We start from the raw sequence: 16,756 nt of genomic DNA on the forward strand, positions 1-16,756 counted from the left end.
AAATGACCTCTTTATTCACTAAGGTTTCTTCTGCGCTAGCTTTAATCACTGTGCTTCTTACCCCTCAGTTTGTATTTGCTCAAGATATTTTGACCGCTACGCCTGTGACTTATGCACTGGCGACTGAGCTAACGAAGAAAACCAGTCTCACGACCCAGTACTTGCCTCCCAAGCGTTATGGTATTGAACGTTTGCCCAACTGGTTCAGTACCAAAGGCGAAAAGAAAGCCATTGAATCAGGCCAGAATGCTACGGTAGCCATTACACTTTCGTCTGTATGGAAGGCGGATCCGACCTATGTATATGCAAGGCAGGGTAATATTCGATTGGTCGAGATTGATGCTGCTCAGGCAATTACACCACGTGCACAAGGGGTCGCTGCTATTACACTATCAAGTGGCGAAGTATCTAAATTCGTTTGGCTTAACCCGACTAACTTGACTCGCATGGCATCAATTGTGGCGGATGATTTAAAAAAAGTATGGCCGACATATTCAGACACGATTGATGAAAACTTGCAGCGTGTCATGTTAGATGTCCGCGAGTTGATCAACCAGCAGCAAGCGATCTTATTTGATCAAGAAGTGGATGCCGTTGTACTTTTATCTGAAAGCTTAGAAGACTTTGTTTCTGGTAATCAGTTGTTTGTTGAAGATAGGATTTTTACCGCAGAGCTTGAATGGAATGAGACTCAGAAAACAGAGTTACAGTCGACATTCAAAGAAGATGATTCCTTGTGGTTAGTGACATCTAAAAAACCTTCCAAGTTATTGAAATCACTAGTATCAGAAGACAAGATTCTAGTCATTGATTCAGTAGATCGTTGGGGAAAGAAGGGGATTACTAGTGATAAAGTATTCTCGCGTTGGGAAATTATTCCTAACAATCAATAAAGCTTATTCTTGTATTAAAACGTTACGCTTCTACTAATACTTGAGCTTTATTAAAACTGAGCACTTGCGTTTTAACTGAGTAGCTAGAATGTAAAATGCAGCAGGTTAGTAGCCTGCTGCATTTTTATTTATCCCACGATAGTGGTCTGAGTATGGTTTACGTCTTTTAAGAAATGAGTAGTTGATTTAGTTTCTCTTGTTGACCTTCAATGGCAGACATTTTTTGGATGGCTTCTTCAACCAGATCTAATGCATCTTCCGCCGCTTTCTCTGACGCTTTTGATTCATCTTTTATTGCTGAACAAAGGCTATTTGCACCATCAACTAATTCGATTTGTTCTAGAGTGGATGACTGAACGTTATTGACCAATTCACCAATATCTACACTATAAGTATTGAGTTGAGTGACTATTTCACTATTCACACTCACATCTTGCTTAGTCCTTACGGCTAAGCTTCTCACTTCATCCGCGACAACTGCAAACCCTCTTCCTTGTTCTCCAGCTCTTGCAGCTTCAATCGCAGCGTTTAAAGCCAATAGGTTGGTTTGATCGGCAATGCTAGTGATAGATGAAAACGCATTGGTAATATCAGAAGCATTTGAACTTAAAGTATCAATCATTTTTATCAACTGCTCGCGTTGATCTGATTGAGTATGAGTAATTTTAGAAACATGTTCTAAATAGTCATTCAGTTGATGCTGCTTGCCCTGCAACGCTAAAGACATAGATGCCAGTGATCTAAGTGACTGAGAACAATTAGTAATGATTGGTTTGTACTCAGAAATTTGAGCGAGCATGTTTCTTTGAATATTATTCATATAGCGCTCAGCGTTAACTTCCGATTGGGAATGGAATTTAACAAATCTTGCTAGTGTTGAAGGATAATGGGTGACTGATTTATGGTGATTACCGGTACGCTTATAAATGGTAATCGACACATTTGTGCAGTTTGAATGAACATAGCATGTTTCACCAAAGCTTGAGTAGCCAGCAGTTGGAACATCAAACTTTGTTGCTTTTAGCTCCTGTTCGCTGCTTCCTATACGTCTTAGGACACAATCTATCGCTATTGTGGTAATTGGCTGACCTTGAATTTCAGACAAAAAATGTTTGTTGGATCGCTGCGTTGAAGAGGCAATGCTGTCAGAACTTACTAAAGAAATTTCTTCACCAAATGTTAAATCTGAAAACAAATTTAGAGAGTTCTCGTTGCCATTAACACTGGCTACGCTTCGAACAAACTTTTCGCCTTCACTAGTCTCTATGACAAAATGCTTTCCGGTTAACGCATTTTGAAGATTGTCAGGAGAGCAGTTGAGAACCTCACATAAATGCTCAACTGGTGATGTTATCTCATTATTGCTTAAGATAATTTTAGACAGAGTCCGTGTAACATTATTAGATTTAGCTACGGTAAACTTGGTATGGACAGTACCGGATACTGAGTGTGTATGATGGAACGCGTAAGCGTAATCAGGATGAAGTTTAATAAGCATTAACAGCGCTTTATTACTGCATGGTTTTCCATTTAACCCAAAATCTGCTCTTGTGAAATCTAGCTTACCCCCAGCACTTCCACCAATTAACGGGACCTCTATTTTTCCGCTGTTATAAGCAGCTCTTAAAAACTGATTCTCCATAGCATTTAAGCCAGTAAAGCAAGTGTACGCAAAGGTATCAGTATGGTTTTGCTCAACTTGCCAATTCAGAGACTTGATCGCCTTTGTCATGGTTGTTATGTGGAGGTCAATATCGGTTTCAAGAGTATGTTTCGGTATATCAACAAGTTGTGGCTCGCATTGGATAAACATTTTCTGAGAGAAAATATGAAGAACAACTTCACCACCGTCATAGGCGGAAGCCGTTGTTGAACTCAAGTTACCTGCACTCATAATGGTGACGCAATGTGCGCCAATAGATTTAAACACATGTCCTAAATCAGCAGTTACTTGATCAAATTTTGAATGATTTGAGACGTAAGCCAAACATAGCGTAGGTTTTTCAACTGTGTTTAATATGTCTTCTGTTTTGGGTAGTGAACTCGTGGTATGAGAGAGGATGACAGAGTGGGGTAAAACATCTTGAGCACTTTGTGAGCTTCTATTAGTTATTCTTTTTAATAAATTTAACATCCAGCGTCCTGACTTGTTTCTGGTTGATTCTCTTAGTGAAATTAATAATTGGTATAGAGAAACGGGATGTTATTTAAAGTATCAGATTAGACACAAAGCCATATTAATAATGTGGGTAAATAAGCGATAGATCAGGATTGGTTTTTAATATATTTAAACTATGTCACAGTTTGCATATTGAGGTGGCGAGTAGGCGGAGTGGGGTGATGCGTGCAGTTCATATTTTCTGTGCAGCAATAAATTAAGCGTTCCTATAAAAAGTTAAACGTGCCTACAAAGAATGAGGAATTCAATATAGGCATGTTTAGAGTCAATCTAGTCAGAAACTTCGTTTGACGAAACCGATTCTTCGTTTGGTTTCGCAGCCGCTTCTTCAGCTTCTATCTTGGCACGCTCTGCTTTGGAAATATATCGAGGCTTATTGCTAGTATGCAGCTTAGCATTTGCTCTCTTTTGTTTCTTTTTTAGAATATCGTTAATTTTTTTCTTACGGTTCATTGCTGCATAGCCTTGTATTTAGTTAATGCGGTGGAGGATAATCATTTTAGCCGCAGAACTCAATAAATGAGTGTATTTCGATGGAGAATGGTGTCAATGCAGCCACTTACTACTGAGCGTTTAAATTTACGAATGATCACGCATGATGATGCCGAGTTTATTCAAGCTTTATACAACACAGAAGATTTCTTGAAAGACATTGGGGACAAAGGCATTGACTCTCCAAAATCTGCTGTAAATTATATCCAAAATAATATTTTGAAGATGTATGAAGATAAAGGTGTGTGTTTATTGTTGGTTGAAGATAAACATACATTAACTGCTTTTGGTGTTTGTGGCTTGATTAAGCGAGATACATTAGAAGCGTATGATATTGGCTACGGCTATTTTCCAAGTGTCTACGGTAAAGGTATTGCTTATGAAGCTGCGAAAGCAATATTGGATGATGCGCAGCATAGATTGAAAATTAAAAGCCTTGTCGCGATTACTACCTCAACCAACCAGCGCAGTATAAAACTGCTTGAACGCTTAGGGTTTAGTTTTGTAAGAGTGGAGGAGGCTTTATCAGAGTCGGTGGATCTCAATCTTTATCAATTGACCTTTGATCGTCAATCCAGCCCTAATTCACAACCCAAGCTCTTCTCTCAATCAAAGCACGTCTTTCAATCTAAGCATGGTACTCAATAATGTATCAAACTAAAGACATACTCATTGGCGAACTGGCCACTGAATTTAAAACGGTTGTCGCAATGGTTCATATTTATTGCAATCACCACCACGGAACAGTAAAGGGGCTGTGTGCGGATTGCACGGAGTTACTCGACTATGCTGAAACTCGGCTTGATCGATGCCCATATGGTGAAGCAAAACCTACCTGCAATAAGTGCCCAATTCATTGTTATAAACCTGATCCTAAAGAACAGATGCGTTTAGTGATGCGTTATTCGGGGCCTAGAATGTTGTTAAAACACCCTATATTAGCGATTAGACATTTATTACACGAAAGACGTACTGTGCCGGCTAAGCCGTTACCTAATGCTTCTAATCGACATAAAAGGCTGAAATGATCTATTTGTGTTGATTAAAAATTAGAGGGTGTGCACATTCATGCTCACCCTGTTTTTATTTAAGTTAACCTGACTAAATGCTGATTACGCAATAGCAGGTGTGGCCTGATTATTGCTATCATTGCTGATGGTTAAATTATTAATCCAGCGTCGGCTTACGTAGCGATGTGAACAAATAGCCAATTTCACCACTTCTTCTACAAGCATTAATGCGTAGATATATTGGAAACTCCATCCCAGTACAAATGCACCAAAGACACAAACTGGAATACCAACCATCCACATGGCAATGAAGTCCATGCGAAGGCAGAATTTATTGTCGCCTCCGGATCGTAGCATCCCGTTAATGATCACCATGTTGAGCATTCTAATAACAATGGCACAACTCATGAATAGCATTGTTGGTGAAGCTAAAGCGTATAAGTTGGATTCTGTTAAGTTTAACCACTCTAGAACGTATTCTTGTCCCAGGAATAGGGCGGAACCTACAGTAATGCCGAATACCACGACAATTTTAATAAAAGCTTTCCCCATATCCATCGCTTGATCAAATTCATCACGTCCTAAGGAGTGACCTAGTAGTACAGAACACGCAACAGAAATTCCAAAAAATACCGAATAGCAAAGTGATTCAAATGGCGCAAGCATAGAGAAGACCGCTAATTCAGTGGTTCCCATATGACCGAAAACCATTTGATAAGCCATTGTCCCTACAGCCCAAAGTACAGCATTCATTGTTAATGGAAATGCAATACGTCGGTAAGAAAGCCACAGTGAATGTTTGTGAGTAGAGCTTTCTGATGTGAGTAGCCAGTGGTTTTTATGGCGCATGTAGGCGTACATCATGATCACTTGAATTAAACGAGCAAGTGTCGTGGCTAAGGCAGCTCCAGCCACACCCATTGCTGGAATCCCAAATGCTCCTTTAATGAGTATTAGGTTTAAAGCTATATTGAGCCCAATAGTTACAGCACCAAGTAATAATGGGGTTACCGTGTCACCTGATGAGCGCATGCTTGCTTCTGTTACAATCACAATGTGAGTAAGTAGAAGAACCGGAAACCCATACCAAAGGTAAGATGCTCCTAGGTCTATCACAGTTTGATCGCTGGTTTGTAGCATCATCAGCAACTGGGCACCAAGCGTAATGACTGCAGTAACTGGTAATAAAACTTTCAAACCAAAACGCAATGTTATGGACGTGATCGTTTTAGCACTCGAGCGGTCACCTTTTCCCCAGTACTGAGCAACCAGCGTGCCATTGGCAGTGGCTAAACCTGCCATAATCATAATCGCAACAAAGTGCCATTTTGATGCTATTCCCACAGCTGCGGTGGCTTCCATACCAAAATCGCTAACCATCAACACATCGGCAAGGGCGAGTATTGCAACTAAAGCACTTTGTAGTGCTACAGGTAAGCCAAGCTTAATTATCCTAGATAAGATATGCTCTGGCTTCGTTAAGTTGTTTGCGTTAGGGTATGTTTTAGTAGTCATAGGCTCTCCAGTTTATGACGAGAACTATAGTGATAAGACAAAGATAAGAACATGTTTGAAAATCGAGAAAACCTGTGCGAATCCGTCATTGGCTCTATGAGCCCTAAAACAACATGGCAAGATGAAGTCTTTCTTGCTGAAAGTTGTAAAGAACGTTTTTTGACCACCGAAGATATCCCTGAATTACAAGCATGCGGTGTTCATATGGCTGGTATGGCTAAGCTATTTGATGGCTACCGGATTGAGCGAGAATCAGTGTCCGTCCATACTTTTGTATTTACTCAAGAAGGCAGTGGCATTTTAACGACTTCTACATTTGTTGCTGAAATTGAGCCATATACTTTAGTTGTTTTACCAGCAGGGACTTCTTTCCGATTTGAACTTAACCCACAGCAGAACTATTGGAAAATGGCTTGGATGCTGATCCCTGACACCCCACAATGGCAACATATGGCAGGTTTAGGGCAAGCGATAGTGCCGTTTGGAGAGTGCGAGCAAGTGTGGTCTTTATTGAATTTGTTGTATTTTGAGATTGGTGGTCGCGCGAGTTTTAGAAAACTGCTTTCGAGTGAAATTGTACGCTTGCTAACTGGGTTTGAACCGAAATCGACCAATACTACGTCACGTGTACAAGCTTTATATAATGAAATTGAAAGCAGCTTACATTTAAATTGGACTGTGGCAGAAATGGCAAAGCGAGTATTCGTTAGTGAAGAGCAGCTAAATAGAGTGACCAAATCGTTGTTCCAATTGTCACCTAGAAGTAAGCTCATTCATTTGAGGATGGATAAAGCCGTGAGCTTATTGCATCACCAAGAATGGTCAGTAACTATGATTTCTCATCGATTAGGTTATAAAGACCCATACAACTTCTCGCATCGTTTCAAGAAGCATTTTGGGCAATCTCCTAGTCAATATAGAAAATCATTGCGTCACTAGATGAATGAATTTAAAGGCTATATTGGAACTTAGAGCTTAGAGCGTAAGCACGACATTTAGCTTATAGTTTGGAAAGCATGCTTAAGTTTCTCGGTCTTCTTATTAAGAGATGGAATATCAATAAGGTGAATACTGCCACGTTCTAAACTTATTTCATTAGCAGCTTCTAAGCTTTTAAGAACTTCGTTGAGCCTAGGGCGTGATATACCGGTGATTTGGCTAAGTTGCTTTTGCGAAATATCGATTTTAATCAAACTGCCTTGCACAGCAGGTAAGCGTTTTGCTAGATCCAGCAAAGAAAATACAATTCTAGATTCACGATCGTAAAGTGAGCAAAGTTGAGATTGAAGCCAATTTTTTTGTAAGTCTAGAGTGCAATGATACAACCATCGAAACACTTCGTCGTTGGTGCTAGCCAGACGGTCAATTTTTTCTTTTGGGAAATAAAGGATCGTGCAAGGTAGAATCTCATCAATTGTCGCGTTTAAAGATAAGCTATTGTATATCACACCACCACCAGCCCAAGTATTTGCACTAAGTAGCGTGGCGTTCATCGTATTTGTGTTTTCAGAAGCAAAGCTAATCGACATGATCCCTTGAACGATATAAAAAACGCCATCTACACTGGAACGTTTAAACTGATTTCGGTCTGAGAGACCATGTACAGTAATGGCAGAAAGCAATAACTCATCTTTTAATGCCTGGCTTAGATTGCAAGGCCATTGGATATCGGAAGTAGAGGTTTTCAAAAGCGATCTCGATTGTATTTTTTCATAGTGTAACGTGACGAATTACGTTCTTACAATATGAATAACCTCTAACGTTAAAATCGGCAGACAAAGTGCTATCGAAACGATCAAGTAGCTGCTGCTAAAATACTTAGACATAGGTATTTTGTTATAGCTACTTGAATATAGGTATTTAGGCAGTAGCTACTTAATCATAGGTACTTAGATAGAGGCACTTTTACATTGCGAAGGCTTATTAAAATGTTTGAAGCAAAATTGAACAAAGTCATTACTACTTTTAGGCTTCGCGAGAAAGTACCCTTGTAAAACATCACAACCAAGTTGAGCAAGCCTACGAGCTTGAACTTGGCTTTCTACACCTTCTGCAACCACTCTTAAATCTAAGCTCTTACTTAAAGCAATTACACACTGTACAGCCGCTAAGTGTTTATTGTTTTTCAGCATTTTACTAACAAAAAGTTGATCGATTTTAAGCTCAGTAAATGGGCTGGAAATTAATTGGCTTAATGATGAGTGACCAGTACCAAAGTCATCTATAGAAATGTTCACTCCACGGATGCGTAATCGACTGGTATTTTCAAGTGTTCGAGCTAAATCAGACGCTAGTTCAGTTTCAGTCACCTCAATCGTTAATTTATGAGGCGGGAAACGTACTTCATCAGCAATTTGTAAAACGCGGTTAGCAAAATCAGGTTGAATTAGATCGGTAGGCGTTACGTTTACCGATATATTCAAAGACCACCCCTTGTTATGCCAACTTGCGGCAGTTTCAATGGACTTCCTTAGCATATGACAGGTCATCTGATAGCTTAAACCCATATCTATCAATTTGTCTAAGAAGTGAATAGGAGTCAGCATTCCAAATTTTGGGTGGTTCCAGCGTATCAAGGCTTCAGCACCGATTAACGTACCACAGCGAGCATCAAAGTGAGCTTGATAATGAGGTTCAAACTGATCACTTCTTAGTGCATGTCTTATCTCTTCTTCCGTTACAGAAATAATTTGTGACTGCTTGCTTTGAGCTATGGATGTGTCTTTTTGTACCCAAGTGAGAAGTTCAGTAACTTGCTCTCGTTTAAGAGGCTTAATTAAATTGGCGACTTTTTTTAACCCGCATGATTTCGACATTTCAATTACAGCGGCTTGTACATCACTGGCAGCACTGCTGGTGAAAACGACGGTCGTCTGTATTCCTGAATCAGCTAAGACTCTTACGAATTCTACGCCATCCATTTCGGGCATATAAAGATCACAGAAGATCAAATCAGGCTTTTGTTTCTTTACCGCTTCAAACCCTTTTTTTCCATTGTTCGCAGTCACTATGGTGGCACTTGTGATTGAAGAGAGCATCGAATGCAAAATTTTACTTTGGAATGCATCATCTTCAATGATGAGAATATTACCAATATCCATTAAGAGACCATGCTAGCAGTCATAGCTAGATCCTTGTAATCCAATTGTTGAGCGAGAACTCGGCTTTGTGCCGAAAACTCCTTGCTTTTGATGAAATCAGTGTCGTGAAGCTGATCACGGCATCTAATCGCTAAATGGATAACGTCACGTTTACTCCAATTATTGGGCCAAGCTCGAGTTAACACACCAAATAAGAGTTTAGGCACTTCGTTATCAGTAAATTGTGTATCCATTGAGTGAGCAAGCATTGTTGATGCTTTCTCAAAGCTTTTCTGTTCGATCAATGTGAGAGCATCGCGTTTAAGTTTGATCGAATTTTCTCGCGATCTTTGAACTTTGTTTCGCCACTGTGATAGATAAGCTAACAAAGCTTTGTCTTGAGTGGTGAAGGGCTCTTTTTTAAGTGATATGTTAATTTGTTCGCTTAAGCGCTGATATTCAGACTGATGACCTAATAATAAATATACGCGTGAAAGTTCAATTTTTTCGAGAAGGCTTGGCTGATAACCTTCAATGTTAGCAATGTAGGTTTTGTATTCTTGCAGTAAAGCTCGCCCTTTCATTGGATCACTTTTTAGAATATTACCGCGAGAAAAAAGCAATAACTCCATTGCTTTGTAAGCTGCTCTCGGGAATTTGGCACGCCAACTTTCTGCCCATTTCCCTAAAACAGATAAGTGCGTTAATCGCTGTTCTCTAGTGGCAAACTGAGCCTGGTCTAGAACTAGTTGCGCACCTAGCTGATACATATCCAAAGTTTCTCTAAATGAATGCCGAGATTCTAAGATCATCGACTTCGTACTAGAGATAGCATTAGGTAAATTAAACATTGCCATGTTGAGGTTTACTTTTAAGCGATGCCTTTCAATAACCTTAGGGGAAATGGCAATCGCACGGTCGATGTCCTTTAAAGCAAGATCAAATTGAATTTGAGCTACATTTAGCTCTGCACTGAGTTGTGCGGCAGAAGCTGCATGGAAAGGGTCTTTTTGAAGTGGTTTGAGTAAGAACAAGCCTTGTTTATATTGCCTTTGCTTAAGTGCAATACGAGCCAAATTAAGGACCACTTTTCCATTTTCCACACTGCCTTGTAAATTGATCAGCACATTACGTGCATCATCATATTGACCAAGTTCTATAAGTGCTTCTGCTTTTATGCGTTGAGCATGAACAATGATGCCATCGTCTTGATAAAACGCTTCATCGACCATCGTTATAACGGCTTGGTAGTCTTTTTTAGCAAAGTAAATCAGAAGGTCGGAAAGTTCGCGTTTTTTACGAACAAACCCAGAAAGACGTTCTTTTAAAGTCGTGTAATTGAGTGGTTTAAGAAGGTAACCATCTGGGCTTAATTCCATAAACCCTCGCACGACTTCAGCTGTAGCATCGCCAGTTACAATGATATTAGCGCAGTCTGCGGCAAGTAAGCCTTTAGTCTGTAGTTCATCAATCAGCTGAAAACCATTAGCGCGATCACCTAAGTTGTAATCGAAGAAGACAAGACCATAGTGGTTATTACGGCATCGTAAAATGGCTTCTGAAGCATCTTGGGCAAAATGCAGCATTTCCGGTTGGTAACCCAGCTTTTGAAGCATACCTTTGGCGGCGGTTCTATACATTGAGCTGTCATCGACAATTAAAACGGGGCGTGAATGGTCAAGAGTGTTGAATGGCATATATAAGTCGCTATCAATTGGTACATAGCCATTATTTATAATTTTTATACAGAAGTCTGTTCCTTAAAGAACAGAACTAAGAGAAACTTGCAATTATACTGTATGCAATTCCCCCTAGGTAGCGAGTTTATAAACCTCGATGTCGAATAATATGTTTTATAGTACTTTACGCCTGCAAATTCTGCTTCTGTCTGTTTTGTCTTCACTCAATACATTCGCCCAATCAGCCTCTGATTATGAAGAAACTACCAGTTATAAAAGTACTGAACGACCATCAGAAAACTTGCTGAAAAGTATTTCAGAGCAAGTGAGCTTGATAGAAGTCAGTTCTAAGGATGTTTTTGCGGAGGAAGACTACTCAGTTGACGCGATTCTGAATAGTAAAGGAGAAGCACATCTCAAGCGCAGCTTGACGATTGGTATTCCTCAGCCTTCTAAGACGCAGGGTTATCACGCTGATCAAGAAGATATATCTATCTTACGTATTTTTATGAAACAGTACTGGTTGGCTTGGGGGGAATTGTATGGGTTCGAAATAAAATTTCAGCTTTCACCGTACCAAACCTTATATTCAGAACTGCTAAATGGTTCTATTGATATCCTTACGACATCAACCTACAACAGCAATTTAACCAGTTGGGTTAAGTATAGTATCCCATACGTAGAGGCAAAAACTGCTCTGGCTAAACGTATTGGTGAAAGCATAGATGGTGGGAAGGTTGGTTTAGATTTACCAACATCGATTACCCCATTTGGTTTTAATATCAATAATGAAATTGAGATACATACAAATTCAACATCTAAAGTGCTCGATCGAGCAGATAGACTCAATTATATCTTCAGTTGGTCGGTCAAAGAACTAAAGAAAGAGTTGGCTTTTCGAGGTCTAATCGATGAGTTTTCCGTTACATTTAATACTTCCGGGATCCCCATCCGTTCAATGACACGTTTTGAAGATGAACAGCTTATGTTGTTGATCAATAGCGGTATTCGAAAATTTTCCAAAGATAAAACTCAGCAACTTTGGCAACAGGCGACAGATAACAATGGTCTGGTGTCTTTCGCGCCAGTTGTTGGATCGTACATACCGGAATTAACGGATAAGCAATCTAAAAAAATAGCAGAACAACCAGTGCTTACCTATGCCTATATTGTCGATGGGGAAGAACCCTACTTTATTACGGAAGATTTCCTTATAGAGGGCTATATCGTTGATGTGATGCGAAGCATCAGCCTAAAGCTTGGTCTGACATTTAAAGCCAAACCGTATCACTCATTTCAGGAAGCCATGGATGCGGTAAAGAATCGTGAAGTAGACATGTTTCCTGGCGTGTATAGAACTGAACAGCGACTCAGTAGCTTAGAATTTACCACTGACATAGACAGAACTTTGCTTGCCATCGCGAGTGAAGAAAATTACTACACTATTAGGCAATTGAAAGGTAAACGTTTAGCGTTAGTCCGTGGATTATATGAGAACGAACTTTTGGCTGATTTGTTGCCTGTTAATCCAATCATTTATTTGGACACAGCAGAAGATGCGATGCGCGCAGTGGCAGAAGGCCGTGCTGATGCTTATGTGGGTAAGTTACTCAATAGCGCGTATTTAGTGAATAAGCACAAGTTATTTACTCTTAACCTTCATAAAGCTGAAGACTTTGATGTTGAGTTTTGGCCTAGAATTGCTTTACCTAAAATGGAAACGGACTGGGTTGAATTACTCAATGTCGGTATTTTTAATTTAGGGGATAAATTCCAACAAGATCTTCAAGTTAAATGGAAAGAACATATTGTATTTAGCCAAGAAGGGGAGCGTGTTCAAGCCTTATACCAACAAGTTGTCATCGCAAGTGGAATACTTATTGTTTTCTTATTGATGTGTTTCTTATTTTACCGTCATCAATTAGGTAGAAGGAAAGACATTCAGGCAACTCTTGAAAGAGCATTGCAAGAAGCGGAGTTAGCAAAGAAAGAGGCGGAGGAACTGACTCTTGCTAAATCAGACTTTCTAGCACGTATGAGTCATGAGATTAGAACTCCGATGAATGGCGTTCTGGGAATGGCTGAAGCCTTGTCTTTTACTAAACTTAGTAGTGAACAAGAAGATCTGTTACAAACCCTAAACGGCTCCGCTCGTAACTTAATGGCACTTCTTAATGACGTACTAGATTTTTCAAAAATGGATGCAGGTAAACTGACGCTCGAGAGTGTTAACTGTGAGCTAAATTCATTGATGACGAGTGTGATTGGTAACTTTAAACACAAAGCTACTGCTAAAGATCTTTCCATTAATAGCCGGATAGATTCTCAAATTGGTCGCGTTTACATGTGCGATTCAACTCGTCTAATGCAAGTACTCAATAATCTGGTTTCTAATTCAGTAAAATTTACTCAAGAAGGGTTTGTTGAACTAAGCGCCCAGCTTATTGCGTCCGATTATAAACAAACGGACGATGGGACGTTATACGACCTAATTGGTTTTCAAGTTAGAGACAGCGGTATAGGCATCGCTAAAAATAAGCAAAGCTCCTTGTTTGATCCTTTTGTTCAGGCTGATGGTGATATTACTCGACGTTTTGGTGGTACAGGGCTTGGTCTTAGTATCTGTAGTGAGATTGTGACTGAAATGGGGGGAGAGATCCGTGTGTCTTCTGTGATTGGACATGGGAGCTTATTCAGCATCACTTTACCTATGCCAGCAGGTAAAAGCGAAGATATTGTTATTCAAGATAAAGCCATTAGTGAGATGCCTTCGGGTAATCAATTGAATAAACTAAGGGTTCTGTTCGCAGAAGATAATGAAGTGAATAGGAAAGTAATTGGCGGGCAATTAAAGCGCCTTGGCGTTAGCTTTGATACCGCTGAAAATGGACTTATTGCTTATAATAAATTCATTTCGAATGCATCTTATGATGTCATTCTGTCTGATTGCCATATGCCTGAAATGGATGGTTTTACATTGGCGACTAAGATCTCTACTGAATTTCCAGAAGATAAACCCCACCTTATTGCCATTACTGCAGATGCGTTAAGCGGTGCAGCTAAACGTTGTATCACAGCAGGGTTTGATGACTACATCTCTAAACCATGCCCACTTGATGTTCTTGAAAGTAAGCTAATACAAATTGCAGGTAAGCATTATGTGGCTGAATCTGATTTTGATGGTAATGAAAATTCGCTGGTGGCTTGGTTGGATGCAAATAGCTTCGAAGCCGATAATTTGGATGATGAATGTGTCGAAGATATTTTCTCGGTTAATGATGTTCAGGAGCCAATAATCAAACCAGTTAATACCGTTGATGAAAGCGATTCATTAGATTGGTTAAGCGAGATGGAGAGTGATTCAGATGAAAAAGAGGATAATGATTTCCTCTTATCCAAAGAAAATTTAGCGGACGGTGGCAAAGAATCTAATAAGCTTGTTAATAATAGGCTTGTTAACAGATCAGTAAATCATGAATCTAAGCCAAATTTAGCTGAGGAGCTTGAGATAGATGCAATCCAATGGAGTGAAATAGAAGAGTCACACATGGATGAGTTAAATCAGGCTCTATTTCCCTTGGAGAAGTCACAAGGTAACTTACCTGAGACTGGGTACTTTACCGATGTTATTTATGAAGAAAGTCAAATCGATAATGGTCCAAATAACAATGAAGATTCAGATAGCGTCAATTCTCCAAATAGCATTAACGACCCACATAGCGTTCAGCAAGAAGCAGAATACCATTTGAATGACCTCACTGATGCTGAGCTATTTGAAAAAGAAATGGAGCAGTTTGAGTTGGCGGTTCAGCAGTCAGAAAAAGACTCAAATGCCCCTGAATCTTTAATGGAACCGGCAATTTTACAAGCTGAACAAGATTTATTCGAGTCATACCAATCAAGGAGCACCTTAGGTTCCAATGATTTTATTGAATCTAATTTTGAATTCACAACTGATAAATTTGATGCTCCTTTAAGCGAACTCGCTGGACTTGAACTAACAGAAGAACAAGCTTCACCCAATGAATTGATATTGCCTGCATTTGAAGCATTTAATGTAGACCATGTGTTATCTATGAGCGGTGAAGATCAAGATATAGCCTTAGATATTCTCGATACCTTCATTAAAAGCTACAAAAACGACATTCAAGAACTTGAAGCTACTGGTGCAATTCAAGATGCATTAGCCATTAAAGATACCGCGCATCGTATTAAAGGTAGTGCGCTTTATTTAGGTAATGATTCACTATCTACGGTTGCAAAGGATATTGAAAAGAACGCTTTAAAAAATGACTTAACTTACAGTCATGAACGCATTGAGTTTGTGACTAAAGGGTTAACGATTCTTGGACAAGAAATCGAACAATATTGCGAAGGAATAAGAAGTCCAAACCATTCAGTCATGAGCTAATCTAAAGTGATAAATATATCTTCTATGAAGCGATTGCTAAAAGCAGCAGTCGCCATCAATTGCTTTTTTGCTACTTTGATTGCATGTCTTGTTGGTGCGTTTTCGTTAAATATCGAACGAAACTTTTGGCAAGAAAATTTAGTCGAAGATTACAAAAATCTAGCCGTTACCCATTTTTCTGATGAATTTAAAGATCTAAATTTGGCGACGGAAGAACTTGCAAAAAATGCAGTTATTTCTGAATTTATACAGGTAAATCATATCAATAAAAACCCCGTTTCTATTGATAATGAAATACAGAAAAGTGACCAGTTTTCTACCTTAATTATTCAAAACACCATTGGACAGTTTGTTTATACAAACACAAAAAGTAAAACAAGCTCAATTAACGGGCTAAAGAGGTTACATGAACCTCATACGCAAATGGTTTTTACTCCAGTGAAAAATCTTGGCATAGACTTTATCGATGGTCGAATTTTTATGTTTGTAAGTGTCCCTATTGTCGGAGAATCCTCCGTAAGACCTACTGGCTTGGTTACTATGCTTCGAGAGGTGAATTCTGAGCTACTAAGAGAGTTAAGTGAGAAGATCGGTCGTGAATTCAACTTTCACTACACATCTGCAGGAATGAGATTAACTCAAATTAGTTATTCTCATGGTTTTAAAGTGGATTTGTACCGTATAACAAATGGTGAACATTCATTCGATGCGGAATATAAAATTACATTGCCAGACGGACGTGTTCAGCCCGCAAACTTTGTTATTACCTTTGCTCTAAAGCCTTATCAACATTTTGACCCTAGGTACTTACTTTTTGGTGTTGCACTCACTGTTCCTTTGATTACGTTTGTACTTTGGCTTGGTTTTTCAACTAAGGTTATTACCCCTATGGCAAAACTCATTGATTATGTAACCGATGAAGGGACATACAATGAGGCACGAGTAGATAAAACGTCATCGCATGAATTGCCGGAAGAGCTGAAACTGATCCATCATCGTTTTAAGAAGGTGTATTTTAATATGTCTCGGCAGAATCAATTTAGCCAAGTATTGGTTGATGCGATTGGAGATATTATTATCACCGTCGATATTGAAGGTAAGATTTGTTATGCCAATCCAGCCGCGAGGCAATGGTTTAATGTGTGCGAAAGTATTTTGTTTGGTCAGCCACTAGAGCTGTTTACGAGTAATATTAATCATGAAAGTCCAGACGTGGCGACTTGGTTATATACGAGCAACGTCTATAAAGAACGGATTCAATGTGAAGCCGAATTGGTAAATATTATTAGTAAGACGTTTGTTTATCCTGCCGATGTTATTGTTCAGCCGATCAATATTTTAAACTCAGATAGTGAATTTGAAAGTATTGATGGAAGTTCATCGACAGTGGTTGTGATAAGAATTAAAGACATCATTCCACTTGATAAGTACATGTCATAAAAAAAGGAGAGCGTTGGCTCTCCTTATTTCTTTTAAAAACATCGGGCTGTAAAAACA

General features: G+C 39.3%; 11 protein-coding genes and 1 pseudogene. 6 read left to right on the forward strand and 6 right to left on the reverse strand.

Annotation, left to right across the window (positions count from 1 at the left end; all coding sequences use genetic code 11):
• Nucleotides 1-2 precede the first annotated feature (2 nt).
• Nucleotides 3-893, forward strand: a complete 891-nt coding sequence (locus tag OCU78_RS17340) for a metal ABC transporter substrate-binding protein (protein ID WP_137374302.1) — start codon at nucleotides 3-5, stop codon at nucleotides 891-893.
• A 166-nt stretch (nucleotides 894-1,059) separates the two neighbouring features.
• On the opposite strand, the gene OCU78_RS22945 is transcribed toward OCU78_RS17340, so the two are convergent.
• Both OCU78_RS22945 and OCU78_RS17355 read right to left on the reverse strand, forming a co-directional pair.
• The gene (locus OCU78_RS22945) at nucleotides 1,060-3,027 is read right to left on the reverse strand and encodes a methyl-accepting chemotaxis protein (protein WP_137374301.1); all 1,968 of its coding nucleotides are present in this window, start codon (nucleotides 3,025-3,027) and stop codon (nucleotides 1,060-1,062) included.
• 315 nt (nucleotides 3,028-3,342) lie between these two features.
• On the reverse strand, nucleotides 3,343-3,525 hold the full coding sequence (locus tag OCU78_RS17355) for a DUF2986 domain-containing protein (RefSeq protein ID WP_137374300.1): 183 nt from the start codon (nucleotides 3,523-3,525) through the stop codon (nucleotides 3,343-3,345).
• A gap of 96 nt (nucleotides 3,526-3,621) precedes the next feature.
• On the opposite strand from OCU78_RS17355, the pseudogene OCU78_RS17360 reads away from it, so the two are divergent.
• Both OCU78_RS17360 and OCU78_RS17365 read left to right on the forward strand, forming a co-directional pair.
• Nucleotides 3,622-4,125, forward strand: a pseudogene (locus OCU78_RS17360) (GNAT family N-acetyltransferase); the annotation flags it as partial.
• An 86-nt stretch (nucleotides 4,126-4,211) separates the two neighbouring features.
• A complete protein-coding gene (locus OCU78_RS17365; RefSeq protein WP_137374298.1) occupies nucleotides 4,212-4,592 on the forward strand; it encodes a nitrous oxide-stimulated promoter family protein in 381 nt (126 codons plus the stop codon).
• Between the two features lie 84 nt (nucleotides 4,593-4,676).
• Here OCU78_RS17365 and OCU78_RS17370 read toward each other — a convergent pair whose 3' ends face one another.
• Entirely contained in the window at nucleotides 4,677-6,089 is a 1,413-nt protein-coding gene (locus OCU78_RS17370) for an MATE family efflux transporter (RefSeq protein ID WP_137374297.1), read from the reverse strand.
• Nucleotides 6,090-6,140: 51 nt separating this feature from the next.
• Between OCU78_RS17370 and OCU78_RS17375 the strand changes: the two genes are divergently transcribed.
• On the forward strand, nucleotides 6,141-7,028 hold the full coding sequence (locus OCU78_RS17375) for a helix-turn-helix transcriptional regulator (protein WP_137374296.1): 888 nt from the start codon (nucleotides 6,141-6,143) through the stop codon (nucleotides 7,026-7,028).
• Nucleotides 7,029-7,084: 56 nt separating this feature from the next.
• Here OCU78_RS17375 and OCU78_RS17380 read toward each other — a convergent pair whose 3' ends face one another.
• The 3 genes from OCU78_RS17380 to OCU78_RS17390 all read right to left on the reverse strand — a co-directional run bounded on the left by OCU78_RS17380 (nucleotide 7,085) and on the right by OCU78_RS17390 (nucleotide 10,866).
• Nucleotides 7,085-7,777, reverse strand: coding sequence for a Crp/Fnr family transcriptional regulator (locus tag OCU78_RS17380; protein WP_137374295.1), 693 nt, complete (start codon nucleotides 7,775-7,777; stop codon nucleotides 7,085-7,087).
• A gap of 201 nt (nucleotides 7,778-7,978) precedes the next feature.
• On the reverse strand, nucleotides 7,979-9,190 hold the full coding sequence (locus tag OCU78_RS17385) for a two-component system response regulator (RefSeq protein ID WP_137374294.1): 1,212 nt from the start codon (nucleotides 9,188-9,190) through the stop codon (nucleotides 7,979-7,981).
• Entirely contained in the window at nucleotides 9,190-10,866 is a 1,677-nt protein-coding gene (locus tag OCU78_RS17390) for a response regulator (RefSeq protein WP_137374293.1), read from the reverse strand. The genes OCU78_RS17385 and OCU78_RS17390 overlap by 1 nt, the downstream gene beginning before the upstream one ends.
• A 151-nt stretch (nucleotides 10,867-11,017) precedes the next feature.
• On the opposite strand from OCU78_RS17390, the gene OCU78_RS17395 reads away from it, so the two are divergent.
• Both OCU78_RS17395 and OCU78_RS17400 read left to right on the forward strand, forming a co-directional pair.
• Entirely contained in the window at nucleotides 11,018-15,259 is a 4,242-nt protein-coding gene (locus OCU78_RS17395; protein WP_167494057.1) for an ATP-binding protein, read from the forward strand.
• Nucleotides 15,260-15,283: 24 nt separating this feature from the next.
• Nucleotides 15,284-16,699, forward strand: a complete 1,416-nt coding sequence (locus OCU78_RS17400; RefSeq protein WP_137374291.1) for a PAS domain-containing protein — start codon at nucleotides 15,284-15,286, stop codon at nucleotides 16,697-16,699.
• Nucleotides 16,700-16,756: the final 57 nt, after the last annotated feature.

Source organism: Vibrio gallaecicus (genome assembly GCF_024347495.1).
Lineage (GTDB): Bacteria > Pseudomonadota > Gammaproteobacteria > Enterobacterales > Vibrionaceae > Vibrio > Vibrio gallaecicus.

Bases quoted from the DNA above. Each gene is read 5' to 3' on its own strand.
- OCU78_RS17365 (WP_137374298.1), top strand. From the start codon at position 4,212: ATGTATCAAACTAAAGACATACTCATTGGCGAACTGGCCACTGAATTT.
- OCU78_RS17355 (WP_137374300.1), bottom strand. From the start codon at position 3,525: ATGAACCGTAAGAAAAAAATTAACGATATTCTAAAAAAGAAACAAAAG.
- OCU78_RS17395 (WP_167494057.1), top strand. From the start codon at position 11,018: ATGTTTTATAGTACTTTACGCCTGCAAATTCTGCTTCTGTCTGTTTTG.
- OCU78_RS17375 (WP_137374296.1), top strand. From the start codon at position 6,141: ATGTTTGAAAATCGAGAAAACCTGTGCGAATCCGTCATTGGCTCTATG.
- OCU78_RS17340 (WP_137374302.1), top strand. From the start codon at position 3: ATGACCTCTTTATTCACTAAGGTTTCTTCTGCGCTAGCTTTAATCACT.
- OCU78_RS22945 (WP_137374301.1), bottom strand. From the start codon at position 3,027: ATGTTAAATTTATTAAAAAGAATAACTAATAGAAGCTCACAAAGTGCT.
- OCU78_RS17370 (WP_137374297.1), bottom strand. From the start codon at position 6,089: ATGACTACTAAAACATACCCTAACGCAAACAACTTAACGAAGCCAGAG.
- OCU78_RS17385 (WP_137374294.1), bottom strand. From the start codon at position 9,190: ATGGATATTGGTAATATTCTCATCATTGAAGATGATGCATTCCAAAGT.
- OCU78_RS17390 (WP_137374293.1), bottom strand. From the start codon at position 10,866: ATGCCATTCAACACTCTTGACCATTCACGCCCCGTTTTAATTGTCGAT.
- OCU78_RS17400 (WP_137374291.1), top strand. From the start codon at position 15,284: ATGAAGCGATTGCTAAAAGCAGCAGTCGCCATCAATTGCTTTTTTGCT.